Source organism: Luteolibacter flavescens (assembly GCF_025950085.1).
Taxonomy (GTDB): Bacteria; Verrucomicrobiota; Verrucomicrobiia; order Verrucomicrobiales; family Akkermansiaceae; genus Haloferula; species Haloferula flavescens.
This window is the reverse complement of sequence record NZ_JAPDDS010000014.1, coordinates 74,263-98,695: the sequence shown is the minus strand read 5'-3', so window position 1 is coordinate 98,695 and position 24,433 is coordinate 74,263. Positions and strand designations below refer to the sequence as shown.

General features: G+C 64.5%; 21 protein-coding genes. 9 read left to right on the top strand and 12 right to left on the bottom strand.

Going from position 1 to position 24,433, the window contains the following annotated elements:
• Window positions 1-17: 17 nt before the first annotated feature.
• The 4 genes from OKA04_RS20255 to OKA04_RS20240 form a co-directional block, all read right to left on the bottom strand.
• Window positions 18-1,208 carry a hypothetical protein gene (locus tag OKA04_RS20255; RefSeq protein WP_264503034.1) on the bottom strand — a complete coding sequence of 397 codons (1,191 nt, stop codon included), beginning with the start codon at window positions 1,206-1,208 and terminating at the stop codon, window positions 18-20.
• 97 nt (window positions 1,209-1,305) lie between these two features.
• Window positions 1,306-1,602, bottom strand: a complete 297-nt coding sequence (locus tag OKA04_RS20250) for a hypothetical protein (RefSeq protein ID WP_264503033.1) — start codon at window positions 1,600-1,602, stop codon at window positions 1,306-1,308.
• Between the two features lie 72 nt (window positions 1,603-1,674).
• Window positions 1,675-2,673 carry an alpha/beta fold hydrolase gene (locus OKA04_RS20245; RefSeq protein ID WP_264503032.1) on the bottom strand — a complete coding sequence of 333 codons (999 nt, stop codon included), beginning with the start codon at window positions 2,671-2,673 and terminating at the stop codon, window positions 1,675-1,677.
• A gap of 73 nt (window positions 2,674-2,746) precedes the next feature.
• Window positions 2,747-3,793: an LOG family protein gene (locus OKA04_RS20240; protein WP_264503031.1), complete on the bottom strand. Its 1,047-nt coding sequence runs from the start codon at window positions 3,791-3,793 to the stop codon at window positions 2,747-2,749.
• 107 nt (window positions 3,794-3,900) lie between these two features.
• On the opposite strand from OKA04_RS20240, the gene OKA04_RS20235 reads away from it, so the two are divergent.
• The 3 genes from OKA04_RS20235 to OKA04_RS20225 are packed head-to-tail and all read left to right on the top strand — an operon-like array spanning window position 3,901 to window position 6,154.
• Window positions 3,901-4,341 carry a nucleoside deaminase gene (locus OKA04_RS20235; RefSeq protein ID WP_264503030.1) on the top strand — a complete coding sequence of 147 codons (441 nt, stop codon included), beginning with the start codon at window positions 3,901-3,903 and terminating at the stop codon, window positions 4,339-4,341.
• A gap of 45 nt (window positions 4,342-4,386) precedes the next feature.
• Window positions 4,387-5,412: a class I SAM-dependent methyltransferase gene (locus OKA04_RS20230; protein WP_264503029.1), complete on the top strand. Its 1,026-nt coding sequence runs from the start codon at window positions 4,387-4,389 to the stop codon at window positions 5,410-5,412.
• A gap of 37 nt (window positions 5,413-5,449) precedes the next feature.
• The gene (locus OKA04_RS20225) at window positions 5,450-6,154 is read left to right on the top strand and encodes a pseudouridine synthase (RefSeq protein WP_264503028.1); all 705 of its coding nucleotides are present in this window, start codon (window positions 5,450-5,452) and stop codon (window positions 6,152-6,154) included.
• Between the two features lie 21 nt (window positions 6,155-6,175).
• Here the strand turns inward: OKA04_RS20225 and OKA04_RS20220 are convergent, their stop codons facing one another.
• The 7 genes from OKA04_RS20220 to OKA04_RS20190 all read right to left on the bottom strand — a co-directional run bounded on the left by OKA04_RS20220 (window position 6,176) and on the right by OKA04_RS20190 (window position 15,398).
• On the bottom strand, window positions 6,176-6,955 hold the full coding sequence (locus tag OKA04_RS20220; protein ID WP_264503027.1) for a hypothetical protein: 780 nt from the start codon (window positions 6,953-6,955) through the stop codon (window positions 6,176-6,178).
• Window positions 6,952-7,641, bottom strand: coding sequence for a hypothetical protein (locus tag OKA04_RS20215; RefSeq protein WP_264503026.1), 690 nt, complete (start codon window positions 7,639-7,641; stop codon window positions 6,952-6,954). The genes OKA04_RS20220 and OKA04_RS20215 overlap by 4 nt, the downstream gene beginning before the upstream one ends.
• A 151-nt stretch (window positions 7,642-7,792) precedes the next feature.
• Window positions 7,793-10,648 (bottom strand): PSD1 and planctomycete cytochrome C domain-containing protein, encoded by a 2,856-nt coding sequence (locus OKA04_RS20210; RefSeq protein ID WP_264503025.1) that lies wholly within the window; start codon window positions 10,646-10,648, stop codon window positions 7,793-7,795.
• A gap of 194 nt (window positions 10,649-10,842) precedes the next feature.
• On the bottom strand, window positions 10,843-12,012 hold the full coding sequence (locus OKA04_RS20205; RefSeq protein ID WP_264503024.1) for a coiled-coil domain-containing protein: 1,170 nt from the start codon (window positions 12,010-12,012) through the stop codon (window positions 10,843-10,845).
• 148 nt (window positions 12,013-12,160) lie between these two features.
• The gene (gene trmD / locus OKA04_RS20200) at window positions 12,161-12,832 is read right to left on the bottom strand and encodes a tRNA (guanosine(37)-N1)-methyltransferase TrmD (RefSeq protein ID WP_264503023.1); all 672 of its coding nucleotides are present in this window, start codon (window positions 12,830-12,832) and stop codon (window positions 12,161-12,163) included.
• 241 nt (window positions 12,833-13,073) lie between these two features.
• A complete protein-coding gene (locus OKA04_RS20195) occupies window positions 13,074-14,276 on the bottom strand; it encodes a TFIIB-type zinc ribbon-containing protein (RefSeq protein ID WP_264503022.1) in 1,203 nt (400 codons plus the stop codon).
• Between the two features lie 39 nt (window positions 14,277-14,315).
• Window positions 14,316-15,398, bottom strand: a complete 1,083-nt coding sequence (locus tag OKA04_RS20190; protein WP_343226914.1) for an SPFH domain-containing protein — start codon at window positions 15,396-15,398, stop codon at window positions 14,316-14,318.
• A 140-nt stretch (window positions 15,399-15,538) separates the two neighbouring features.
• On the opposite strand from OKA04_RS20190, the gene OKA04_RS20185 reads away from it, so the two are divergent.
• Window positions 15,539-16,066, top strand: a complete 528-nt coding sequence (locus OKA04_RS20185; protein ID WP_264503020.1) for a hypothetical protein — start codon at window positions 15,539-15,541, stop codon at window positions 16,064-16,066.
• Between the two features lie 59 nt (window positions 16,067-16,125).
• Here OKA04_RS20185 and ilvC read toward each other — a convergent pair whose 3' ends face one another.
• Window positions 16,126-17,172, bottom strand: a complete 1,047-nt coding sequence (ilvC, locus tag OKA04_RS20180) for a ketol-acid reductoisomerase (protein ID WP_264503019.1) — start codon at window positions 17,170-17,172, stop codon at window positions 16,126-16,128.
• A gap of 219 nt (window positions 17,173-17,391) precedes the next feature.
• Here ilvC and OKA04_RS20175 point away from each other — a divergent pair, with 219 nt between their 5' ends.
• From OKA04_RS20175 to OKA04_RS20155, 5 genes are all read left to right on the top strand, one after another.
• A complete protein-coding gene (locus OKA04_RS20175) occupies window positions 17,392-18,297 on the top strand; it encodes a thioredoxin family protein (RefSeq protein ID WP_264503018.1) in 906 nt (301 codons plus the stop codon).
• Window positions 18,298-18,372: 75 nt separating this feature from the next.
• Window positions 18,373-18,987, top strand: a complete 615-nt coding sequence (locus OKA04_RS20170; RefSeq protein ID WP_264503017.1) for a TetR/AcrR family transcriptional regulator — start codon at window positions 18,373-18,375, stop codon at window positions 18,985-18,987.
• 64 nt (window positions 18,988-19,051) lie between these two features.
• Entirely contained in the window at window positions 19,052-19,810 is a 759-nt protein-coding gene (locus OKA04_RS20165; protein WP_264503016.1) for an SDR family NAD(P)-dependent oxidoreductase, read from the top strand.
• A gap of 50 nt (window positions 19,811-19,860) precedes the next feature.
• Complete coding sequence (locus OKA04_RS20160; RefSeq protein ID WP_264503015.1) at window positions 19,861-21,054, top strand: efflux RND transporter periplasmic adaptor subunit; 1,194 nt, start codon at window positions 19,861-19,863, stop codon at window positions 21,052-21,054.
• A gap of 182 nt (window positions 21,055-21,236) precedes the next feature.
• Window positions 21,237-24,371, top strand: coding sequence for an efflux RND transporter permease subunit (locus OKA04_RS20155; protein WP_264503014.1), 3,135 nt, complete (start codon window positions 21,237-21,239; stop codon window positions 24,369-24,371).
• Window positions 24,372-24,433: the final 62 nt, after the last annotated feature.

Genomic DNA, 24,433 nt, shown 5'->3' with positions numbered 1-24,433 from the left:
CCGCTTGGCAAGTGACCTCACCGGCGGCGAAACCATCCCGCCCATGGATTTCTGAAAATGGTCACCCGTTCGTCGGAAGTGTTCCCGAGGAAGTTCATGCGGGTCGCGCTGGTGGCAAAGCGGGCACCATCCAGCGATGCCATTCCTGCCGCCGCGCGGATGTTTCCCCGCTGCAGGAAACCGCGGTCGAGCATCGCAGCCTGTCCGAACATCGGATTCCCGAACATGTCCGGGGTGAATCCATGGACGAGGATACAGCCGTCCTTTGCCGCCAGCATCGAGGACTGGAGCGGGATCTCCACTTCATCCACCACGGACCACTCGCCGGCTTCCCTGCTGATCCTCCACAGGATGCTTCCTCCCGTGGGATTGCCGAGGAAGTCGGTGTTTCCGAGCCCGACGACCAGTACCTCACCGTCAAACGCCGCGTGCATGTTCACGGTGGACACAAGGAACGAGCCGGGGTTGAAGAGCTCGACGGCCTCCCCTGCGGTCCATGTGCCGGCGGGCGTCTTTTCGTGGAACTCGATGTAGGCGGGTTGACCGTTGCCGCGGCGGATGAGCGCGAGCCGGTTTTCACTGAGAAAGAAATCATTGGGATTGCTCAGTGTGCCCCGCGGGAACTCGCGCTCAGGCTGCCAGTCGCCGGTCTCTGCGTTTCGCGAGAAGATGAAAAGCGACCCGCCGACATTCGGGAACGCGAGCAGGTCATCCGAGAGGAGGATCTTTCCATTCGGCCAGACGGTCCCTTCGAAGGCTCGTGCGATCGACTGCGTCAGGATCCACTTCCCGCTGCGGTCCAAGCCATAGACCGAGAGTCCGCCGGGCCATGGGGCGGCCACCATGAGCTCGCGGTCGCGCAGCGCCATGGGAAATTCCGGATGAGCGCCGGGTGAGAAGGCGCTGATGGAATCGACCTCCACCTCCTGCCGCCATTGCCAGGGCTTCCGGGCACCCCCGCTGGTGCGTTGGAAGAGGTGAACCGAGGCGCTGGAGTCGCCGGATTCGCTCCAGCTCGATTCGCTGACCGCCAGCCACCGTCCGGATATCTCGACATCGGCTGCAAAAACGGAACTCCCTGGATTTCCAACCGGAGCATCGGCTCGGGAAATGATCTGCTCCACCGGATACCACTCCTGCTTCTTGAGCTGGGGGCGAGCCACGACGGTGCCCGTGAGGGCGATCAACAGGAGGGAGGAGAAACGCACGGTCGGACCATGCGTGACCTGACGATGATAACAAGGAAGATGAGTGGACGCCTCCTTTGCCCAATCCGCTGCAGGTAGCCTGCCGGACCGCATCAGGTCACTCCCCGCGCTTGTCGGCGGTGGGCGGGGTGGCGATGACTCCGCCACCGGCGGCGGGCGCCGGGGTGGTGGGGGCCATGTCGCGGCCGTTGGGCAGCCTCTTGGTGAGGTCGGGCAGGATCATGCCGCTGTCCCGGTTCACCAAGGCGGGGGGCTGTTCCGTCGTGGGAGCGGCTTCCGGCTTGGTGGGCTTGCGCTGGCCGGTCGGTGGCACCGGGTCTTCGACCACGACTGCCTTCGGCGCACACGCCGCGAGGCCGAGAGCAAGGAAGAGACAGCAGGCCGGTTTCATCATCGGAGGGGAACGATGGCGCAGCCCGGGCGGCTTGGCAATGGCGAAGCCGGGGCTGCCTGCGGTGCGGACCGCTCAGTGCTTTGCCTCCGGAAGCCGGGCGAGCCACTTTTCCACGTCGCCGATTACCTTGTCCTTCTGATCGTCATACATCAGCAGGTGGTAGCTCTCGGGATAGTGCTTGTAGGTGCGATTTGCCTCCTTCGGGACGTTGCCGTAGAAGGCCTTCACGTCGGATTCGCTGCTGAAGAAGTCCTTCCCGCCGTGAAGCACCAGCGTCGGCACGGAGAAGGTGCGGGCGCAGTCCGGCATGCCATCGATGAGGTCGCTGAGCGCCACGAGCAGGCGAAGCGTGTGCCGGTCGATGTGCCAGGAATTCGTCTCCGCCTGCTGCGAGTGCACCGTATCGTGCGTCATCTGCACCTGCTGGCCGCCAGCCATGGTCTCCAGCGAGACGCGGGCCGTCGGGATCACCCCGGCGATGCCGTGGACGAGGTCCTTCTTCCACTTCGGGAAATCCTCGCGGAATTTCACCACCGGCGAGGAAAGCACGATCGCATCGCACGGCGGCTTTTCCCCGGCGGCGACAGCCTGCTCGTAGGCGTGGGAAACGATGAGCGCGCCCATGCTCTCGCCGAACCACACGATGCGTGCGTCCGGGTGCTTCGTGCGCACCATGGCGGAGAATTTCGCGAGATCGCTGAACCACAGCTCCGGATCATCGATGTCGCCACGGCGCTCCTTCAGCGGATCCTTCCCCTGGCCGCGCACCTCGTAGGCATACACGGCCATGTCAGGTCGATCCTTCAGGAGGCGCTTGCCGAGATTCTCGTAGTCAATGGAGGCTCCGCAAAAGCCGTGGACGCCGATGACCACGGTCTCCGGCTCGGCTTTCGCGCTCATCCACTTGCGGTAGCCGAAGGTTTCATTCCGCACGGCTTCCTCCGGCCTGTCCGCCACCAGCGCGTAATTCGTCGCGCACTGGGTGAGCAGGAGGGGCGCGAGAAGCAGCGCGCCCAGCCGTGCGGCCGTGCGTGCCCGGCTGCCACCGGCTCTGCTGGAAATGCGCTTCATCCGCTGCGAAAGTGCCACCAAGAGGCCGGGTCGGCAATCATGCATTCGCCTCAATATCGGCAGGGCCGCACCGTTAGACCGGCACGGCTTCCCGCTTCGCGAGGCCGCTGGTGATCGCGGGCAGGATGTCGGCCAGCTCGTTTGCCACCACGAAGTCCCCGGGCTGGCACATGCCGCTGAGCAGGTCGATCAGCGGGTCCCAGAAGCGCACCCCGGCGGCATTCGGGCGGTTGAAGATCACCACCGGCTTGCCCGCCATCAGCTCGTTTTCCTGGCGTTTGAAAATCATCAGTGCCAGCAGCTCCTGCACCGTCCCGGCTCCCCCGGGGAAGATCACGAAGGCATTCGAATTCTCGATCATCACCTCCATGCGAGTGTAGATGTCCGGCCGCAGCCAGAAGCTGGAGAGTCCGTCCGGCAGGCCTTCCAGCTCGATGATGTGCGGCACATTCGACCCCGCGGTCCAGCCGCCCGCGCCCACCGAGCCCTCCACCACGGCACCCATGATGCCGGAGCGGCCGGCACCGGAGACGCAGCCCAAGCGGTTCACCGCCAGCAGGCGTCCCAGCTCACGGCCATCCGCGAGATAGGCAGGGTCTTCCAGCGTGGCTGAGCAGAAGACGCACACGTTTCCCACGTAGTCCGTGGGGATGGGCGTGTCGAATGACGTGCCCTTCGCCTCGCCGATCTTGTGGCGGCCGGGATCTGGCACCCCTTTCTCGCGGACGAGTTCCAGCGTTTCCAACACCGCCTCGGGAGTCCCCGCGGTGAGCAGGAAGTCGCGGTGATCCTGCTTGATGGTGCCCATCTTGTTCAGGTGATCGAGCACCGAGAAAAAGGGGTCCCAGGAAAAGTCCGTATTCAGGATCACCGTCGGCTTGCCGGAGAGATGCTGGTCCAGCGTCTGGTAGCCGACGAAGATGGAGATCGCCTTGAACATGTCCTCCAGCGTGGCACCGGGCGTGAAGACGAAGCAGTCCGCCTCCACGATCTTCCGCTCGATGTTCGAGAGCGTGATGATCTGGTCACCGTTGGAATTGTAGATGTCCCACCCTGCACCGAAGAGCAGGTAGAGAAGGCGGGCACGGACCGCTCGGCCGGGGTCTTCGGTTCCGAGCACGGTTCCAGAAAGTCTTACTTTAGGCATGGGATTCGCTGAATGAAGGCTGTCTTCGCAGCCACCGTCCCCCTTGGGTGGGGACGGCTTTGAATGCCGCAACGTACGCCATGGACCCCTTTCTTCAAGCCGCCATCGCGGAAGCGACCACCGGTTTCTCCGAAGGCGGCATCCCCATCGGCAGCGTGCTGGTGCGGCAGGGGATCATCATCGGCCGCGGGCACAACCGACGGATGCAGCAGGGGAATCCCATCCTGCACGGCGAGATGGATGCGCTGCAGAATGCCGGCCGCCTACCCGCGCACATCTACCGCGAGTGCACGCTCTACACCACGCTCTCGCCGTGCCCCATGTGTACCGGCGCGATCCTCCTCTACGGCATCCCCCGGGTTATCGTCGGGGAGAACCAGACCTTCATGGGCGAGGAGGCGCTGCTGCGGAGTCGCGGCGTGCACGTGGAGGTGGTGCAGAGCCCGAAGTGCGTGGATCTGATGCGCATCTTCATCGAGGCCAATCCGGGGGTGTGGAACGAGGATATCGGCGAATCGTGATTTCACGCTTCGCACCGGGTGCGTCCGGGGTGCATCGTCCGCGGCGTGAGCCCCGCCCTGGAGACCCTGCTGCTGCCCTTTTCGCAAGGCGAGATCGCCGTGCCGCCGCGGGCCTTGTTTCTCGGGGCGGAGCCTCATCCGGACCTGGTGTCATGGCCGCAGGTGACCGGCTGGCAACCGCTGAAGCCGCTGGCGGATGCGTGGGAAAAGGCGGGCCTCCCCCGCACGGACGCACCCGCAGGCACGTGGCCGCTGGTGCTGCTGCTGCCGGGCAAGTCGAAGGACGAGACGCTAGCCGCATTCGCGAGGGCGCATGATTTGTTAGAAAGCGGCGGCACCCTGGTCGTCTCGATGGCGAATACCGCGGGAGCGCAGCGCTTCGAGAAGGAGCTGGAGAAAGCGACGGGCAAGGTGGCCACGCTCTCGAAGCACAAGTGCCGCGCCTTTCACGCGGTGAAGGACGGCTCGTGGGATGAGGCCGTCCTCGCCGGGTGGCGCGCGCTGGGCACACCGCGCGAGGTGGATGGCTTTCTCGTCGAGGCCGGTGTCTTCAGCGCGGATCACGTCGATCCCGGCTCGGCCTTGCTCGCCGCGCATCTGCCGAGAAACCTGCGCGGCACCGTGGCCGATCTCGGCGCAGGCTGGGGCTATCTCGCGAAGGCGGTGGCCGACACGAATCCCGCGGTGAAAGCGGTGCACCTCTACGAGGCGGACGCCCGTGCGCTGGACTGCGCGCGGAAGAATCTCGGCGAGGGGAATTTCGAGTACCACTGGCACGATGTCGCCGCCGGAGTGCCGGGCAAGTACGAGGTCATCGTGAGCAATCCACCCTTCCACACCGGACAGGCGACGGATGTCCTGTTAGGGAAGACATTCCTTGGCGCTGCCGCTGCAGCGCTGAGGACGGGCGGGCGCTTGCTGATGGTGGCAAACCGGCAGCTCCCCTACGAGCCGGAGCTTGAAGCGCTCGGGCTGGTCTGGCGCAAGCCCGTGGAGGACTCCACCTACAAGGTAATCTTTGCCGAAAAGCGGATGACCATGAGGTCTGAAGGTGGGCGGCGCGGGCGCTGAAAACTTACCTGGAAATTCCTACCCGGAACCTGAACGCATGAAACTGGTGAAACTCCTCGCGAACCTCGGCTACGGCTCACGCAGCCAGGTCGAAAGCTTCCTGCGCAAGGGCGTGGTGACGGACACGGAGGGCCGCGTGCTCGGCTCCAGGGACTTCCCTCCGCATGCCGAGATCCTCTTCAAGGGCGAACCTCTCGATCCCCCGGCGCCGCTCACGCTGATGTTTCACAAGCCCGCAGGCTACACGTGCAGCACCGATGACCCCGGCGACACGATCTACGACCTGCTGCCTGTGCGTTACGCGCTGCGGAATCCGGTACTGAGCCCCGTGGGCCGCCTCGACAAGGACACCACCGGCCTGCTGCTGATGACGGACGATGGCCAGCTCCTCCACCGCCTGATCAGCCCGAAGCACCACGTGCCGAAGACGTATCACGTCACGCTCGATCGCCCGATCGAGGGCCACGAGGCGGCGCTCTTTGCCAGCGGGGAGCTCGTCCTGCGCGGCGAGGACAAGCCGCTCCTGCCCGCCACCATGGAAGCGCTCGGCGAGAAGGAAGCGCGCATCACGCTGGAGGAAGGCCGCTATCATCAGGTCCGCCGCATGTTCGCCGCCGCGGGGAACCACGTGGTGGAGCTGAAGCGCGTCTCCATCGGCGGACTCGCGCTGCCCGATGACCTCGAGGAAGGTGAGTGGCGCACCCTCGGAAGTACGGAACTCGCCGTAGCAAAGGGCGGGTGATGCCGCGGGTGCAGACGCACTTCATTCCCGCGGCAGGCCGCCGAGATGGCGATAGCGCATGAGGGCGGAGAAGTCGGCAGTCTCGTGAACCGGCGCACCGAGCGACTGGATCATCATGCTCCCGTGTTGATTGAGGACGCATTCCTCAAGCCGGTATTTTTCGTCTCCCGGATACTTTGCGAAGCCGACCCGCGTCCCGTATTCGCCACCCTGTCGCAATTGACGGTCGATGAGCGCGGCGGCTGCCAGTCCCCTCGGGCGTCCGAGCAGATCCACGAGGCTCCCGCGCAACGTCGCCAGTTCGTCTTTGAGGCGATCACCCACGGGCTCGATGCGCACCGTCATGTAGCGGGCGAGCCCGTTGTCGCTGGCGCGGACGACGGCGAGACTCTCGGCCGGGATCGTAGTGGCCAATTCCAGCTCCACTCGTGTGGATGCCTTGAAGTAGATGTCGAATGCGGCGCGGATCGCTGCCTGCTCTCCGGGGTCCAGCGCCAGCAGATCCCTGAAGTCCTGGGTGAACTCACAATCGTCGGGATCGAAGGCGGTCACGTCGATGGTGTCCAGCAGGCCGGGAGGCACGAGCAGGGTTTCCACCGGCTTTTCCAAGGAGCGTGCCTTCCTGCTGGAACCTGCCTCCGCTAGTCCTGCGGATCGATCCATCGGGGTGCCCGGGCGACCGCCGGCTGATGGGATGAAATCGTGCGGTGGAGGAGGGGCCTCCCTCGCTGACCGCGACAGCCAGAAGCTGGCGAGGAAGACGGCAGCACCACAGGCGATGAAGGCAAATGGTGGCTTCATCGGTCGCCCGGAGGTTGGCCCCCGTTGTTGAGTTCCGGATCGAACTTCAGGAAGTCCACCCTTCCCTCGGAGTTGATGCTATGGTGCATGGGACGAGCTTCCGGCGGCGAATCAATCCTTCTGGCCACATACCAGAATCCGTGAAGATGCCGAGGAAGATGCCTGTGGTCGGAGATTGTAATCATGCCGGTGAGAGACAAGGTCACCTCCAGATCGTGGCCGTATTCTTCCTCAAGTTTCTTCGCGGCGACATAGCGGGCGAGATCCCTTTCCGCTGCTGACAGGTTGCCGGGAAGAGCGGCGATCGCCTCCTCGGCGAGAGGGCGGATGTCATCCTCGGACAAGGCCGGTAGGACCACCGAGTCGTTTTGCTTCATCACCCGTCCGACGAATTCGCCTGCCTGCGTGAGCTTCGCCATTTCCGCTGCGCGGTCCGCCGCTTGGACGAATGCGTCGGCTTCGACCTCTTCCAATTTCAGGAGGTCGTGGAATTGGCTGCTGTCGATGCTGATATTACTGCGTTCCAGCCAAGCGACCGGAATGGGCGTCCACGCGCCGGAGGAGTCGGGCCTGTGGCTCGGGGAAGGCTGCCTGCTTGAGGGGTCGTGAAGCCGAAGGCTGTGTGCCTCTGGCTGGGTGGCCACGTCATCGCCGGACTTTCCGGGAGCTTCTTGTGCCGGGGTCATTCGTGCTGCCCACCAGCCTGCAACGGCACATACAGACATCGTGACGACCCACGTGAATGCACGTGGCCACCGGGCAGCGATGTTTGCATGGGTGCTGATTTCAGCATGTCATGTCTTGGAGATACTGATGTCAAGCTGCCTGGAATCGCTCTCATCGCGTCAGGGCGATGTCGGAATTGAGCAGGGTGTTTGCGACGAGGACCATGGCTGCCTCGTCGGGCGTGGGTGCCAGTTTCGCGGATTCCGCGGGGGATTGCTCGTAGTCCGCCTTTGCCTCGGCGTGGAGCTTGGCCAGGGTGCCGATCACCGGCTGCGGCGCGTCTTGCAGCGTCAGCATCTTGTAGCCGAGCGCAAGGCGTTCTTCCACGGTCGCTCCTTCCATCCGCTTTGCGAATGCCCGGGCGAACTCGATGTGCGCGGGATCATTCAGCGTCACCAGCGCCTGCAGCGGCGTATTCGTGGAGATGCGGCGGGCCGAGCAGACGTCACGCGTCGGCGCATCAAAGGTGAGGAAGGCCGGGTAGCCGCTGGTGCGCTTCGAGTAGGTGTAGAGCGCGCGCCGGTAGCGGTCCTCGCCCTGCGACGTGTCCCATCGAGCCCCGCTGTAGACCGACTTCCACACGCCCTCCGGCTGCGGCGGATAGACAGGCTTGCCGTATTGCTTCCGAGACAGGAGGCCGGAGACGAGCAGCGCCTGATCCCGCACCATCTCCGCGGACAGCCGCTGGCGTGGGCCGCGTGAGGCGAGCTGGTTCATCGGATCGGCTGCGAGTGCGGGCGGCGTTGCCTTCGATGACTGCCGGTACGATGCCGATAGTACCAGCTCGCGGAGGAAGGGCTTCAGGTGCCAGCGATGGTGATCGCGCAGGCGGAGCGCGAGGTGATCGAGCAGCGGCTGGTTCACGGGTGGCAGGCCGGAGCTGCCGAAGTCCTCCTGCGTCTCCACGATGCCGGTGCCGAAGAGCTCGGCCCACAAGCGGTTTGCCATCACTCGCGCGGCCAGCGGATTCTCCGGGCCGGTCAGCCACGCGGCCATGTCGAGGCGGGTCATCCGGCTGTCGCTCGTCCCGCCGCCCGTGAGGCTAGGGATCGCGGGCTGCACGGGGACGTCTTTCGTCATGCGATTGCCGCGGAGGAAGACGCGGGTGTCGCGCGTCGCCTCGGGCAGCCGTTCTTGCATCACGGGAATCATGATGCCGGGTATCGCTTGGTAGGCCTGCCTGAGCTCGCCATGGGCCTTCCACGAGTCAGCGCGGCCGGGGCTGGTCACGAAGGTGGTAAGCCGCTCGTCCGGCGAGATGGCGAGGCGGAATTTTCGCATCACGCATCCCTGCGTCTCATTGCAGGTGACGCCGTGTTTCAGCCGGATCTCGAATTTCGAATCCGCAGGCGAATCTTCCACCTTCTCCGCGACAAACCATCCGGTCCTCGGTCCGCGCAGCACGGGATAGTCGCCGAATCCGCCGCCGCCCTGCACGACACCGTTATGATCATGCGGACCGGCGATGAAATCCGCGACGACTTCCTTCAGCTTCACCGGCTGCCGCGTGCCATCGGGCAGGACGCGGTCGATCTCCAGCTTCGTGACCACCGCGCCGAACTCGCTCCACTTCGCCGGATCGTCACTCGTCGGCAGGATGTCCAACCGCAGCACCCCGAGGCGCGATGCCGGCAATGTGACCGTGAAAACGGTGTTGGTCGGATTCGTCCCGCTGGCCAGGAAGACCCCGTCTGCCTGTTGCTCCAGCTTCCCGGTTGCTGCCGATGCGGTGGCGGAATCCGCCTTCACCGTCTGCCAACCGGTGGTCTCACGGGCGAGCGCGAGGACCTCCTTGTTCAGCACATCGCGTCCAAGCCGGATCTCTTTTTCGAGGCGCTGCGCCTCGGCTTGTTGTGCCGGATCATCCGCGGACTTCGTCTTGGGGAACTCGTTGTTTAGGTCGCTGTCCTCGCTGCTGTCGAAGAAGGCCATGAACTTGTAGTAATCTTCATGAGGGAAGGGATCGTAGGGATGCGCGTGGCACTGGATGCAGGCGAAGGTGGTGGCATTCCATGCCGTCCACGTCGTGTTCACGCGGTCCATCACCGCGGCCACGCGATACTCCTCGTCATCGGTGCCGCCTTCAGTGTTGTTCTGCGTGTTGCGATGGAAGGCCGAGGCGATCAGGTCGCCGGGCTCCGGGTTTTCTAACAGATCGCCTGCCAGCTGCTTTTGCGTGAACTTGTCGAAGGGCATGTCCGCGTTCAGCGCGCGGATCACCCAGTCGCGGAAAGGCCAGATGTCGCGGTGCGGATCCTTCTCGAATCCCGTCGTGTCCGAGTAGCGCGCGAGATCCAGCCACATCGCCGCCCAGCGTTCGCCGAAGTGCGGCGATGCGAGCAAGCGGTCCGCCACGGCCTCCTTCGCGGTCCCGGGACTTTCCGCGATGGCTTTCTCGAAAGCGTCCCACTCCTCCAAGGTGGGCGGCAGTCCCGTGAGGTCGAGCGTCACGCGGCGCAGCCACTCCGCGGGCGGAGCCTCGGGCATCGGCGCGAGATCCTTCGCCTCCAGCTTCGCGAGCACGTGGCGGTCGAGGTCCGACTTCGGCCACTGCGCGTTTGTCAGCGTCGGCAGCGGTGGCTCTTCCGGCTTTTGGAAGGACCAGTGCTCGCCCCACTTCGCTCCTTCGCGAATCCATCGCTCTAACAACTCGATCTGCGCCTTCTCCAATCCATGCGGATGCTCGTGGGGCGGGGGCATCTTCTCATCGGGATCGCTGCTCGTGATGCGACGCATCAGCTCGGATGCGGCGGGATCACCCGGCACGATGATCGTCTTGCCCGACTCGCCGATCCCAAGCGCATCCTCGCGATAGATGAAGGATGTGCCGCCTGCCTGCTTCACGCCGCCGTGGCAGGTCGTGCAGTTTTTCGTGAGGATGGGCCGGATGTCGCGGTTGAAGTCGACCGGCTCCTCCGCCGCCAGCGGCAGCGTGAAGGACGCGAGGATGAGCGGGTGAAGTCGCATCGGATGGTGAAGCTATACGGGATGCCCTTCACGGGTTTCATCGCCCCGAGCGTGGAAAGTCAAAGTAGGGCCGCGAGGATCGGGCGGAAATCACCCGTAAGGGTCAGCGGAGGGCGGCTCGCCATGCAGGCACGAAAAAGGCCGGAACCCATCGGGCTCCGGCCTTGAGATGATCAGGTGCTTCGAGGGACTTCTCAGTCCTTCTTGGCGGTGCGGGCATTCAGCTCCTCGACCGTCTTGCGCAGGTTGTCGATTTCAGAGACCTTCGCGGCGACCTGCTGCTGGAGCGAGTCGCGGTTGGTCACGGCGGAGGCGAGTTCGCCCTTCACGGTGTTCAGCTCCTTCTGCAGGGCGGCCTGGTTGTCCTCGGCTTGCTTGCGGGCGATGTTCGCCTCGCGGATCGCGCCGGTGGCGAGTTCGGTCTGCTCCTTGGCAGCCTTGATCTCGGCTGCGAGCGGTCCGACCGTGTCACGGAGCTGGGAAGCCTGCTTCTGGAGTTCGGCCAGGGCGTCTTGGGTCTTGGCGAGATCGCCACGGGCCTCGTCACGCTCCTTCACGACGGTCTCGGCCGTCTTCTTGAGTGCTTCGGCTTCGTTGCGGACGGCCACGATGGCCTTCTCGTTCTCGGCCAGCTTCTGGGCGAATTCACCGCGCTCGCGGATCGCCTTGGCCAGCTCCTCGGACTTCGCCTTCACGTCGTTGGTCAGCTTCGCGTAGGCTTCCTTGATGCCAGCGAGGGCATTCTGGGTCGCGGTCAGGCGTTGCTTCGTTCCGGCGTGCGCCTTTGCCTCGTCTTCGCCGCGCTTGGCGAGTTCGGCGTTGGCGGCCTTCAGGCTGTCGACTTCCTTCTTCAGTGCGACGCGCTCGGCAGGTGCCTGGAGCTCACCGCGCACTTGGGCAAGGTCGCCTTTCAGCGTGCTGAATTCCTTCAGGGCCGAGTCCATCTCATCGCGGAAGGTGGCGAGCTTGGCGTATGCTTCCTCGCCGGCTCCCAGCTTCTTCTCAAGCGAGGTAGCCTTGTCCTTCCAGCGGGCGATCTCCTGGTTGGAGGTGCCGAGCTGCTGCTTGAGACCGGCGAGCTGCTGCTCCAGCAGTTGCGTCGCCTCGCGCAGGGCGGTGGCTTCGGTGCGTGCCGCATCGCGCTGGACGGCCGTGTCGGCGGCCTCCTTGCGTGCGTCGTTCACCGACTTGTTGATGTCCTCGAGCTGCTTGTGGAGCTGCTTGAGGGCCTCGGCATCGGAAACAGCGGTCGCGGCGGCCGGAGCCTCTGCAGGCTGGGCTGGCGCAGGTGCATTCTCCGCGCGGACAAGCGGGCTGGCGGTCACCGCAAGGGTGAGCCATAGTGGTGCAATGGTGCGTTTCATGGTTTGAGAATCGAGTCGCGAAACGAATTTCCCCCCGCGACCTTGCAACCTACATAATCAACTAATTGCGCCGTTCAATCAAACTTCATACCAAATATGGTTAATAAAACCTAACAATGCAACATGCGCCAATGGCAAGTCGAATCTGTCAGGAAAGCAAATCCGGCCGGTTCACGCGCGTACGCTCCAGAGCCTTCTCCTTCTTCCACGCGGCGATTTTCGCGTGATGCCCTGAGGTGAGCACTTCCGGCACTTTCATCCCGCGGAAATCGATCGGGCGGGTGTAGGCGGGCGCCTCCAGCAGGCCGGGATCGGAGAAGGATTCCTCCTGGTGCGAGCGCTCGTCGCCGAGGGCTCCGGGGAGCAGGCGCACGATGGCATCGGTCACCACGGCGGCGGCGATCGCGCCATTCGTGAGCACGTAGTCGCCGATCGACAGCTCGATATCGACGAGCGCCTCGATGACCCGGTGATCCACTCCCTCGTAGTGGCCGCAGAGCAGGATGAGGTGTGTTTCTTCCGAAAGTGCCTGGGCGGTCGCTTGTTTGAAAACGCCGCCCTGCGGGGTCATCAGGATCACCTTTGACTCCGGGGTGCGCAGTTCTTCGATGGCGGCGAAGATGGGGCCCGGCATCATGAGCATGCCTTGGCCACCGCCGCAGGGCGTGTCGTCGGTTCGCTTGTGCTTGTCGGTGGACCAGTCGCGGATGTTGTGGGCGCGGATTTCCACCAGCCCGGCGTCCTGTGCGCGGCGGATGATGCTCTCGCCCAGCGGGGCGAGGGCGATCTCGGGAAAGAGGGTGAGGATGTCGATGCGCATCTGGCGGCCCAAGTTTTAGCGGTGAATGCGAGCGAAGGAACGCGAATCTTCCGCGGGACGTCGCGAAACGGCTGCGCCGTTTCGGTGGGGCGAGCGTTGATGGAGATCGCCGCCTGCGAGTCGTCTGGGGGCCGCCCCTTCGATGGGGGATCGCACTCGGGATCAATCTTCGGGCCGCACCCAGCCGGAGCGACGCAGTCGCCCCGCTACATGCGGTAGTCCTCTACACGAAGTCGCTTCGCTACCTTGAGTTCGCGATGAATGCGACCAGCGCGATGACGGCGATGACCAGCAGCGTGACGAACGCGATCTTCCACGCGCTGAGCGGGAAGCGGGCGTGGGCGGTGCCGGTCACGGCATTCACGGCGCCTTGCCACGTCTTGCCGCGATACTGGTAGGCGAGCAGCCAGATCGGCACGAGGATGTGCTTGAAGGTCTTGTCGGAAAACTGGGGGAAGATCCGCAGGTTCCGGTAGGTGTCTCCCGGGACCTCGCGGCCGCACATCTCGCGCAGCATCCCCTCCATGGTGCCAAAGCCGAGGCGCGCGGCATCCAGCAGCGGCACCTGGTAGTGCTCCACCTGCCAGCCGGAAACGTAGCGCGTTTCGTAAGGTACTAGGTCCTTAGTAGGAAAGGGCTCCAGCTTCCGGAGCAGATCGGTATCGAGCCCGCGCGACCCGGACACCACGACATCGTCGAACCACGTGGAGACATGGCCACGGGCGGGCCGCCACTTCGTGCGGCGCTCGCGGCGGCTCACCGTGCGGCCATTGGAGTCCCGGCTCTGCACGGTGACATAGTAGTAGGTGCCGCTCTCGGCGGTCCACGGGCACTCCGCCGAGGAGTCGAAGGTCCAGTAGGGCAGATAGACGCGGTGGATGCGGTCGATCAGGTTGCGTCGCTTCAGGTCATTCGGCGCGAACCAACGCGCGGCGAGGAAGGCCTTGATCGCATGATACGCCTGCTCCTTCGAGATCGCCGCGGGCAGCAGCGACTCCGGCAGGATGGGGCTCTGGATGTCCTGGTAATCCAGCAGCTCCGGGGAGCCGCAGAAGTCGCAGTGCTGCGCCACCGTGCCCGCGCCACGGACGAGCACGGCGTGGCAATTGTTGCACTCCACGCGGCGGGTGGCCGTGTCCACGTTGGCCGCCTTGTCGCCCAGGGTGGCGAGCGTCGCGTCGAGATCGTGCTCGACCACGCTGCCGGGCATGGGCGGGGGGCCGACATTCGGGAAGTGGGTGCCGCAGTAGGGGCAGACGAGTTCCTTCTTTCCCGGGTCCCACTCCGCCTTGCCCCCGCACTCCGGGCAGACGTGCCGCTCCAGCGAGCGCACCTCCGCGGCCACCCCGCGCTGGCCCGGCAGCGGGGGTGGGATGCGTTTCTTCGGCAGCTCCAGCGGCGGGGCTTGCTCGTCCGGCAGCTCCGTTGAATCGGTCGGCTCCATGGCGGTGCAGGGGCTTGCGGCAGGGATGCCGCAGCCGTGCTATTGGGCGAGGAAGGCGTCGAGCGCGGTGCGGGTGACCCGGTAGCTGGAGCCGATCTTCTTCGCGGCCAGCGTGCCGGCGGATATCTCGGCCATCACGTCGGCCTCGGAGACGCCGAGCATGCGCGCGACGGTCGCGGGATCCAGCACGTCCGGATTTGCCACGGTGGAAGCCGCGGCTCCGGCGGCCGCCGCGGGGGCACCCGGCAGCGGCGGCGGCGTGCCACCGGTGAGACCGCCCTGTTGCATGAGTTCCTTCGCCACGGCGAATCCGACGGCGAGCTCGCTGGCCATGCCGGCGGCACCACCGCCACCGCCCGCGGCCATGCCCTGCGCCATCTGGTACTTCACGTAGTCGTTCAGGTTTCCGATGGCGGACATTGCCGAGCGCTTGTCGATCGCCTGCTCCACTTCCGGCGGGACGCTCACGTTCTCGACGATGAAGGAGGAGACCTCGATGCCGTACTTCGACGAGATGACCGGATTGATCAGCGGCAGCAGCGCGTCGCCCAGCTCGATGTAGCGCGTCGCCACGTCGAAGACCGGCACATGGGCATTTGCCAGCGCGTCGGAGAAGATGCTGACGATGCGCGAGCGCATGGTATCAGCAAATTCATCCACGCGGAAATCGTGGTCCGAGCCGGCGACCTCCTTCAGGAAGGTCTGCACGTTCACCACCTTGAAGTCATACGTGCCGTAGGCGCGCGCGCGGACCACGCCGAGGTCGGCATCGCGCAGCATGATGGGATTCGCGGTGCCCCACTTGTTGCCGGTGAAGAGGCGGGTATTGACGAAATAGACGTCCGCCTTGAAGGGCGACTGGAAGCCGTACTTCCACCCCTTCAGCCGGGTCAGCACCGGGATGTTGTCCGTCGTCAGCGTGTGCTTGCCCGGCGTGAAGGTATCACCGAACTGGCCGAGATAGAGGAACTGCGCGACCTGGCTTTCCCGCACGATGAGCTGGGCGCCGTTCTTGATCGCCTTGTCGTCATCCGGGTAGCGCCAGGCGATGGTGTCCCGTGAATCGTCCTGCCACTCGATGATCTCGAGCAGCTCGCCTTTGATGAAGTCCATGAGTCCCATATGCGTGGAAGGGGTAGAAATTAACCGGCGCAGACTGGCGTCCCCGGGCGATGTCTTCAATGAGAAACCGGCGGCGATTTTGCATCCCCGGCTGCACGCTTCCCAACTCCGGCGGACCTGCTAGATGACACGGGAGTGTCATGAAAGACTCCACGAAGTTGATCCTCGGTTCGCTGTTCTTCGTCCTGATCGGCGCGGGGGCACTCCTTGCTCCGCAGTATCGCGAGTGGAGCTCGGCCCGCACCTTGGCGGAGCTGGAGACGCTGCCGCTGAAGTCGGGCGTTGCCAGATCCGGCAGCGAGATCACCGGCGGCCGCGAGACGTGGTCGCTGGGGAGCTACGGCATCACCGACCTGGGGAATCTCCGCCTGGCATTCGAGGACCTGCCGTTTTCGGGCAGCTCTTCCTCGGGCGCACTCGTCCTCGCGACCGACTCCACCCATGTCGGCGGCGGAGGCAGCACCGGCGAGGGGAACCGGACCTTCGACCACGAGTCGATTCCCGGCGGGACGCGCGTTCATTTCGGCGGTGCCACTTTCGAAATCGTCGGTGGGAAGCTCACCCTCGCGGACAAGACCGTCGATGTCACGGGGCCGCCCTCGCTGGTGATCATTGGAAAGGACCGCCGGATCCGCGAGGTCAGGCCGCTCAAGCCGGCTGCCCCATGACACGAAAAAGCCCGGCTCCCTCACGGAAGCCGGGCTCTTCAAATCCAGTCGCGTCCCGATTAGTTCGAGGACGAGATCAGGCTGGCCTGGGTGGCGCCCTTCTTGAGCTTCTTGGCCTTCAGCCAGCTCATGGTGGCGCGCAGCTTTTCACCGGTCTTTTCGATTGGGTGGCTGGCCTCTTCCTTGCGGATCTTGTTGAAGCGCGGGTAGCCGTTCTTGTATTCGGCGATCCAATCCTTGGCGAACTTGCCGGATTCGATGTCCTTGAGCTGCTTCTGCATCCGCTTCTTGACGGAAGCATCGATGATCTTCGGACCCACGGAGACGTCGCCCCACTCGGCGGTCTCGGAGATGGAGAAGCGCATGCCGGCGAGGCCCTGCTCGTTCATCAGGTCGACGATCAGCTTCAGCTCGTGGAGGCACTCGAAGTAGGCCATCTCCGGCTGGTATCCGGCTTCGACCAGCGTTTCGAAACCAGCCTTCACCAGGGCGGAAGCACCGCCGCAAAGGACGCACTGCTCGCCGAAGAGGTCGGTCACGGTTTCCTCGCGGAAGTCGGTCTCGAAGACACCGGCGCGGGTGCAGCCGACGCCGCGTGCCCAGGCGAGTGCCTTGTCCTTGGCCTTGCCGGTCGCATCCTGGTGGATGGCGATCAGGCCGGGAACACCCTTGCCTGCGACGAACTGCGAGCGGACCGTGTGGCCCGGGCCCTTCGGCGCGACGAGGATGACGTCGATGTCGGCCGGAAGCTTGAGGCCGCCGAACATCACGGCGAAACCGTGCGAGAAGAGGATGGTCTTGCCCTTGGTGAGGTTCGGAGCGATGTCCTTCTCATAGACGCCCGGGATGACGGTGTCCGGCACCGCGACGAAGATCACGTCGGCGGCCTTCACTGCTTCAGCGGTGTCCATGACCTCGAAGCCGAGCTTCTTGGCGACTTCGCGGGACTTGGACTTCTTGTAGAGTCCGATGACGACCTTGCAGCCGCTGTCCTTGAGATTGAGGGCATGGGCGTGGCCCTGGGAGCCGAAGCCGATGACGGCCAGGGTCTTTTTCTTGAGCGGCGTGAGGGACGCGTCCTTGTTCGTGTAGATCTTCGCGGCCATGGCGATGAGGTTTCAGTGGTGTTTGCCGGAGCCTCCTCAGCTACGGCGGGCGGACAAGCTGGAGACTTGATCCTCAGGGGTCAAGCGCGCGGTGCGCGGCGGATTGCGCCGCATTTGGTCCCGTGATTCGCGTGATTCGTCACAGTGACCTTGGACACCGCGCGACGGGACGGCATGTAATGCGACGTGACCCGCATCGTTTCCATCCTTGCATCCCTGATGTTGCCTCTATCCGCCGCCACGTGGACGAGTGACTTCGACGCAGCGCTGAAAGAGGCCAAGTCTTCCGAGAAGGCCGTGCTCATCGACTTCACCGGCTCCGACTGGTGTGCGTGGTGTATCAAGCTGGAGCAGGAGGTCTTCGACAAGCCGGAGTTCGAGGCCGGGGTGAAGGACAAGTTCGTGCTCGTGCAGCTCGACTACCCGAAGGACAAGACACGCCTCACCGAGACCGTTGCGAAACAGAACGAGGCGCTGCTGAAGCGTTACCCCGTGAAGGGCTACCCGACCATCCTGCTCTGCGACGGCGATGGAAAGCCCTTCGCCGCCACCGCATATCAGGAAGGCGGGCCGGAGAAATATCTGCCGCATCTCGACGAGCTGCTGGCCAAGCGCACCGCCCGCGACAAGGCCCTCGCCGAGGCGGCGAAGAAGGAAGGCGTGGAGAAGGCGAAGCTGCTCATCTCCGCACTGAATGATCTGGCGCTCGACCCCGCGATGGTCGCGTCGAACTACGTGGACGTCGCCGAGCAGATCAAGAAGGCCGATCCCGAGGATGAGACCGGCTTTGCAAAGAACGAGGTGGCCGAGGGTCGCTTCGCGGAATTCATGGTGAAGCTCGGCGAGAGCCGCCAGGCGAAGAATCTGGAAGGGGAGATCAAGGCCGCGGAAGAAGCCTTGGCGGACAAGAAGATCACCGGCGAGCTGCGCCAGCAGGTCTATGGGCATCACGCCGCCTCGTATGCCTACGCAGAGAAATTCGACGAGGCGATCGAAGTGCTGACCCGCGCGATCGCCGAGACGCCGGATGGCAAGCGGACGGTGGAGCTCCAGAACTTCCGCTCGCTGCTGGAGCGCCTGAAGGCAGGCCTCCCGGCGGACGCCATGCCGACCAAGGGCGACTGACCGGACAGGGGAAACTTCGCCGCGTGCGAAAATTTCCCCTTGTTGTTTACCAAATGGTCAACTATTCGTCTCGGCGTGGGACGCAAAAGCGACGCCAAGCAACGACTCCTCGATGCTGCTCTCGATCTGATCTGGGAGAACAGCTACGGGGTCGTGACGATTGACGCCATTTGCGAGAAGGCCGGCGTCAAGAAGGGCAGCTTCTACTACTTCTTCGAGTCCAAGGCGGATCTCGCCGTCGCCGCCCTCGATCACGAGTGGCAGACGGAGATGAAGCCGAAGTACGATGAGATGTTCTCCGCCTCGCGTCCGCCGCTGGAGCGCATCCTCCTGATGTTCCAGTCCTGCATCGATTGCCAGGCGGAGATTCAGGCGGAGTATGGCCAGATCCTCGGATGTCCTTGTTTCTCACTGGGTTCCGAGGTCTGCACGCAGAATGAGCCGATCCGCGCGAAGGTGCAGGAGACGCTTTGCCGCATCGTCCGCTACCTGGAGTCCGCGATCCGCGACGCTCAGGCTGAGGGAGTTGTGTCCCCCGGCGATCCTTTGGTGAAAGCGAAGTCGGTCTACGCTCTCTATGAGGGCAGCCTTGCCCAGGCACGCATCGCCAATGACCTCGATCCGCTCCGCGTGATGCTCGGGTCCGTCATGGATTTGATCGGCGCGACTGCTGAAGTTCGTCAGGACTGATCCCTCCCTTTTTTTGGTCGTATTGTTTACTAATCAGTCAACTATAAATCCCTGATCCACAGTCATGAGCACGAAGAAACTTGAAGGAAAAGTCGCCGTCGTCACCGGAGCTTCCAAGGGCATCGGAGCCTCGATCGCAAAGCACCTCGCGGCCGAAGGAGCCGCCGTCGTGGTGAACTACGCCTCCAGCCGCGACGCCGCGGAAAAGGTGGCCGCGGAAATCGCCGCAGCAGGCGGAAAGGCCGTCACGATCCACGGCGATCTTTCCAAGCAGGAAGATGTCTCGCGCCTTTTCGCCGAGGTGAAGCAGCAGTTCGGAAACGTGGACATCCTCGTGAACAACGCCGGCATCTACCAGTTCGCCCAGCTCGAGCAGATCGATGCCGCGCATTTCCACCGGCACTTCGACGTGAATGTGCTCGGCCTGCTACTCGCTACCCAGGAGGCGGTTGCCCTCTTCCCCGAGCGCGGGGGGAATGTGATCAATATCAGCTCGGTGGTTTCCACCGGTGCCTTCCCCGGAGCCTCCGTCTATAGCGCGACGAAGGGCGCGGTGGACGCGATCACCCGCTCGCTGGCCGCCGAACTCGGCTCCCGCGGCATCCGCGTGAACTCCATCAATCCCGGCATGGTCGAGACCGAGGGCTTCCACGCCGCCGGTGTGGGCGGCAGCGATCTCCAGCGCCAGGTCGAGGCCACCACCCCGCTCGGCCGCATCGGCCAGCCGCAGGATATCGCTTCCGCCGTTGTCTTTTTCGCGTCCGACGATTCGTCGTGGATCACCGGGCAGACCTTCCAGATTTCCGGTGGCTACCGGTCATGAATCCCCTTTTTTGGCCAATAACTTTACCAATCAGTCAACTACCTCTCGCCATGAACCTTCCCGACCGTGATGAAATCACCCTTCCTGAAGCACCCGAGTCCAAGGGCCGCTTCCACACCCGTCTCGCGCTGATGCTCGCTAGCATCGGTGCCGTCGCCGCCGGCATCCACTACGCCCCGCAGGCGCTCGCCGCGGAGTCGAAACAGGAGGTCGCTCCCGTGATGGCTCCGGCCAAGGTGACGGTCGCCCCCGTGGAGCAGCAGACGCTCGCCGAGCACCGCGAACTCGTCGGCCGTGTCGATGCCCGGGAGACCGTGGAGATCCGTCCCCGCGTCTCCGGCCATATCGATGACGTTCGTTTCCGAGCCGGCAGCGTCGTGGAGAAGGGGGACATCCTCTTCGTGATCGATCCCCGCCACTACCGCGCCCAAGTGGATCTTGCCGCGGCCGCCGTCGAGCGCGCCAAGGTCCGCCTGGGGATCGCGGAAAGCGAGGCGAAGCGCACCGGCACCCTGCTGGCCGCCCGCGCCGTCTCGGTGGAGGAGTCGGACACGCGGAACTCCCGCCTTGCCGAGGCCCGCACCGACCTGGCCGCCGCTGAGGCGACCCTAGCCACCGCGAAGCTCGACCTCGAGCACACGGAAGTCCGCTCGCCCATCCGCGGCAAGGTGAGCCGCGCTCTGGTCACCGCGGGGAATCTGGTCTCCAGCCAGAACCTGCTGACCACCGTGGTCTCGACCGGCGATGTCTTCGTCTATGCCGACGTGGATGAGAATACCGCGCTCACCTTTGACCGCCTCCGCCGGGAAAAGAAGATCGGCGATGGCACGGTGACCGTGGAGATGCAGGTCGGCGATGAAACGGGATACCCGCACAAGGGCTTCATCGAGTCCGCCGACAATCGCGTCGATGCCGCCACCGGCACGCTGGTCTATCGCATGGTCTTCCCGAATGCCGACGAGTCGCTGGTGCCCGGCCTCTACGCCCGTGTCCGCCTGCCCGTGAGCGCGCCCGCCCCGGCGCTGCTGGTGAGCGAGCGCTCGATCGGCACGAACCAGAGCCAGAAATTCGTGCTCACCGTGACCCCGGACAATACCGTCGCCTACCGCACGGTGAAGCTCGGCCCGGTGCTGCAGGGCAAGCGCGTGATCCGCGAGGGCATCGAGCCCGGCGACCGCGTCATCGTGAATGGCCTGCAGCGCGTCACCGCCGGGATGATCGTCGATCCCGCCGTGGCGAACTGAAGCACGCCGCCCCGAACCACCGGGGCCTCCGACCATCGACCCATCCGTAGGCGCGTTCGCGAGAACGCGGCAGGGAGCCTTTTGCCCTCGCTTCAGGCTGCCCCGCGATCCCGCCACCGCGCCTGCGGACTTCCCTCCCGCAGTCCGTCCGGTCACCCCGGCCAACCCTCCGTCCTCCTGCCATGAACTTTTCCGATTTCTTCATCAAGCGCCCGATCTTTGCCGGCGTGCTATCCATCGTCATCTTCCTCGTCGGCGCGATCGCGCTGTGGAAGCTGCCCGTCAGCGAGTATCCCGAGGTCATCCCGCCGACCGTGGTCGTGCGGGCGACCTATCCGGGCGCGAATCCGCAGACCATTGCGGAAACCGTATCCACGCCGCTGGAGCAAGCGATCAACGGGGTGGAAAATTCCATCTACATGTATTCGCAGGCGACCAGCGACGGGGTCATGACCCTCACGGTCACCTTCAAGCTCGGCACCGATCCCGACCTCGCGCAGGTGCAGGTGCAAAACCGCGTGGCCCAGGCGCTGCCAAAGCTGCCCGAGGAAGTCCGCCGCCTCGGCGTCACCACGGTGAAGAGCTCGCCCGACCTCACGATGGTGGTCCACCTGCTCTCGCCCGACGGGCGCTACGACGACATCTATGTGCGCAACTACGCCACGCTGCAGGTGCGCGATGTGATCGCCCGTCTGCCCGGCGTCGGCCAGGTACAGCTCTTCGGCTCCGGCGACTATGCGATGCGCATCTGGCTCGACCCGAACAAGGTCGCCGCACGCGGCATGACCGCCGGTGACGTGGTGAATGCCATCCGCGAGCAGAACGTGCAGGTGGCATCCGGTGCCGTTGGCCAGCAGCCGAATCCGCAGGCAGCCGATACCGAACTGCTCATCAATACGAAGGGCCGCCTGGTCTCCGAGGAGGAATTCGGGGAGATCGTGCTGAAGGTGGGCGCGCACGGTGAACGCACGCTTTTGAAGGACGTCGCGCGCGTGGAGCTCGGTGCATCCGAGTATGCGCTGCGCTCGCTGCTCAGCAACAAGACCGCCGTGGCCATCCCGATCTTCCAGCTTCCCGGCTCGAACTCCATCGCGCTCTCGAATGCCGTGCGCGACAAGATGGAAGAGCTGAAGAAAGACTTCCCCGAGGGCCTCGACTACAAGATCGCCTACGACCCCACCGTCTTCGTCCGCCACTCGATCAAGGCGGTGGTTCACACGCTGTTAGAGGCCATCGTGCTCGTGGTGCTGGTGGTGATCCTCTTCCTCCAGACGTGGCGCGCGTCGATCATCCCGCTCGTCGCGGTGCCGGTGTCGCTGGTCGGCACCTTTGCGGTGATGCTCGGGCTGGGCTTCTCGATCAATGCGCTCTCGCTCTTCGGGCTCGTGCTCGCCATCGGCATCGTCGTCGATGACGCCATCGTGGTGGTGGAGAATGTGGAGCGGAATATCGCGCTCGGCTACTCACCGCTGGAGGCGACGAAGCGCGCGATGCGGGAAGTGACGGGGCCCATCGTGGCGACCGCGCTGGTGCTCGCCGCGGTCTTCATCCCGACTGCATTCATCACCGGCTTGAGCGGCCAGTTCTACAAGCAGTTCGCCATCACCATCGCGATCTCCACGATCATCTCGGCCTTCAATTCGCTCACGCTTTCCCCCGCGCTCAGCGCCCTCCTCCTGCGCGATCATCATGCGCCAAAGGACCGTCTGACGCGGATCATGGATAGCGCCTTCGGCTGGATCTTCCGCCCGTTCAACCGCTTCTTCGAGTGGTCTTCGAACAAGTATGCCAGCTCCGTGCAGCGGCTCGTCCGCCGCGGCGCCATCGCGCTGGTGGTCTATGGCGGTCTCGTCTTCATGACGTGGAGCATGTTCAAGAAAGTGCCGGCGGGCTTCGTGCCGGAGCAGGACAAGCAGTACCTCGTCGCCTTCGCCCAGCTCCCGGAAGGAGCCTCGCTGGAGCGCACCGATGAGGTCGTGCGGCAGATGGGGGACATCATGCTGAAGCATCCCGGCGTGCAGGACTCCATTGCCTTCCCGGGTCTCTCGATCAATGGCTTCACGAACAGCCCGAACTCCGGCATCGCCTTCGTCGGCCTGAAGTCCTTCGAGGAGCGCAAGGGACCGGGGCTCTCCGGCAAGGAAATCGCGGCCCAGCTCCAGGCGGAGTTCGCGAATATCCAGGGTGCCTTCGTCGCCGTCTTCCCGCCGCCGCCGGTGAATGGCCTCGGCACCACGGGTGGCTTCAAGCTCTACATCGAGGACCGCAGCGGCGCGGGATATGACGAGCTCTACGCGGCGACGCAGGCGCTCGTCGCGAAGGCCAACGAGACGCCCGGGCTCGCGGGCATGTTCTCCGGCTTCACCGTGAATACCCCGCAGCTCCAGGCCGATGTGGATCGCGCGAAGGCGAAGCAGCAGGGCATCCCGCTGGGGAATGTCTTCGAGGCGATGCAGGTGAATCTCGGCTCGCTCTACGTGAATGATTTCAACCGCTTCGGCCGCACCTACCAGGTCGTCGCGCAGGCCGATGCGGAATTCCGCAGCGATGCCGATGACATCGCGAACCTGCGGACGCGCAATGACAAGGGGCAGATGGTGCCGCTCGGCTCCGTGCTGACCGTGAAGGAGACCTACGGCACCGACCGCGCGATGCGCTACAATGGCTACCCCGCCGCCGACCTCACCGGCGGGCCCGCGCTCGGCTTCAGCTCCGGGCAAGCGGAAGCGATGATGGAAAAAGTCGCCGCCGAAACCTTGCCGAAGGGCATGTCGCTCGATTGGACGGACCTCACCTACCAGAAGATCCTCGCGGGCAATACCGGCATCTATGTCTTCCCGCTCTGTATCCTGCTGGTGTTCCTGGTGCTGGCTGCGCAGTACGAGAGCTTCCGCCTGCCCTTCGCGGTGCTGCTCATCGTGCCGATGGCATTGCTCTCCGCGATGGTCGGCGTGTGGATGACGGACGGGGACAACAACATCTTCACGCAGATCGGCCTGATCGTGCTGATCGGCCTGGCAGCGAAGAATGCGATCCTCATCGTGGAGTTCGCCGTTCACTTGCGCGAGCAGGGGAAGGGCATCGTGGAGTCGGCGGTGGAAGCCGCGCGCCTGCGCCTGCGTCCCATCCTGATGACCTCCATCGCCTTCATCGCCGGCGTGTATCCGCTCGTCGCTGCGACCGGTGCCGGTGCGGAGATGCGCCACGCGATGGGCGTCGCGGTCTTCGCCGGGATGATCGGAGTCACCGTCTTCGGCCTGTTGCTCACGCCGGTGTTTTACGTCGTGCTTGAGAAGATCGGCACGAAGAAGGCGTGAGCAAAGGTAGCCGCACGCTAGTAGCGGAACGACTGCGTCGTTCCGGCTGGGGACGGCCCGAA

What these genes read in the sequence shown, in the direction of transcription:
- OKA04_RS20250 (WP_264503033.1), bottom strand. Translation starts at nt 1,602, where the DNA reads ATGATGAAACCGGCCTGCTGTCTCTTCCTTGCTCTCGGCCTCGCGGCG.
- OKA04_RS20245 (WP_264503032.1), bottom strand. Translation starts at nt 2,673, where the DNA reads ATGAAGCGCATTTCCAGCAGAGCCGGTGGCAGCCGGGCACGCACGGCC.
- OKA04_RS20235 (WP_264503030.1), top strand. Translation starts at nt 3,901, where the DNA reads ATGGACCCCTTTCTTCAAGCCGCCATCGCGGAAGCGACCACCGGTTTC.
- OKA04_RS20225 (WP_264503028.1), top strand. Translation starts at nt 5,450, where the DNA reads ATGAAACTGGTGAAACTCCTCGCGAACCTCGGCTACGGCTCACGCAGC.
- OKA04_RS20220 (WP_264503027.1), bottom strand. Translation starts at nt 6,955, where the DNA reads ATGAAGCCACCATTTGCCTTCATCGCCTGTGGTGCTGCCGTCTTCCTC.
- OKA04_RS20215 (WP_264503026.1), bottom strand. Translation starts at nt 7,641, where the DNA reads ATGACCCCGGCACAAGAAGCTCCCGGAAAGTCCGGCGATGACGTGGCC.
- OKA04_RS20210 (WP_264503025.1), bottom strand. Translation starts at nt 10,648, where the DNA reads ATGCGACTTCACCCGCTCATCCTCGCGTCCTTCACGCTGCCGCTGGCG.
- OKA04_RS20205 (WP_264503024.1), bottom strand. Translation starts at nt 12,012, where the DNA reads ATGAAACGCACCATTGCACCACTATGGCTCACCCTTGCGGTGACCGCC.
- trmD (WP_264503023.1), bottom strand. Translation starts at nt 12,832, where the DNA reads ATGCGCATCGACATCCTCACCCTCTTTCCCGAGATCGCCCTCGCCCCG.
- OKA04_RS20195 (WP_264503022.1), bottom strand. Translation starts at nt 14,276, where the DNA reads ATGGAGCCGACCGATTCAACGGAGCTGCCGGACGAGCAAGCCCCGCCG.
- OKA04_RS20190 (WP_343226914.1), bottom strand. Translation starts at nt 15,398, where the DNA reads ATGGGACTCATGGACTTCATCAAAGGCGAGCTGCTCGAGATCATCGAG.
- OKA04_RS20185 (WP_264503020.1), top strand. Translation starts at nt 15,539, where the DNA reads ATGAAAGACTCCACGAAGTTGATCCTCGGTTCGCTGTTCTTCGTCCTG.
- ilvC (WP_264503019.1), bottom strand. Translation starts at nt 17,172, where the DNA reads ATGGCCGCGAAGATCTACACGAACAAGGACGCGTCCCTCACGCCGCTC.
- OKA04_RS20175 (WP_264503018.1), top strand. Translation starts at nt 17,392, where the DNA reads ATGTTGCCTCTATCCGCCGCCACGTGGACGAGTGACTTCGACGCAGCG.
- OKA04_RS20165 (WP_264503016.1), top strand. Translation starts at nt 19,052, where the DNA reads ATGAGCACGAAGAAACTTGAAGGAAAAGTCGCCGTCGTCACCGGAGCT.
- OKA04_RS20160 (WP_264503015.1), top strand. Translation starts at nt 19,861, where the DNA reads ATGAACCTTCCCGACCGTGATGAAATCACCCTTCCTGAAGCACCCGAG.
- OKA04_RS20155 (WP_264503014.1), top strand. Translation starts at nt 21,237, where the DNA reads ATGAACTTTTCCGATTTCTTCATCAAGCGCCCGATCTTTGCCGGCGTG.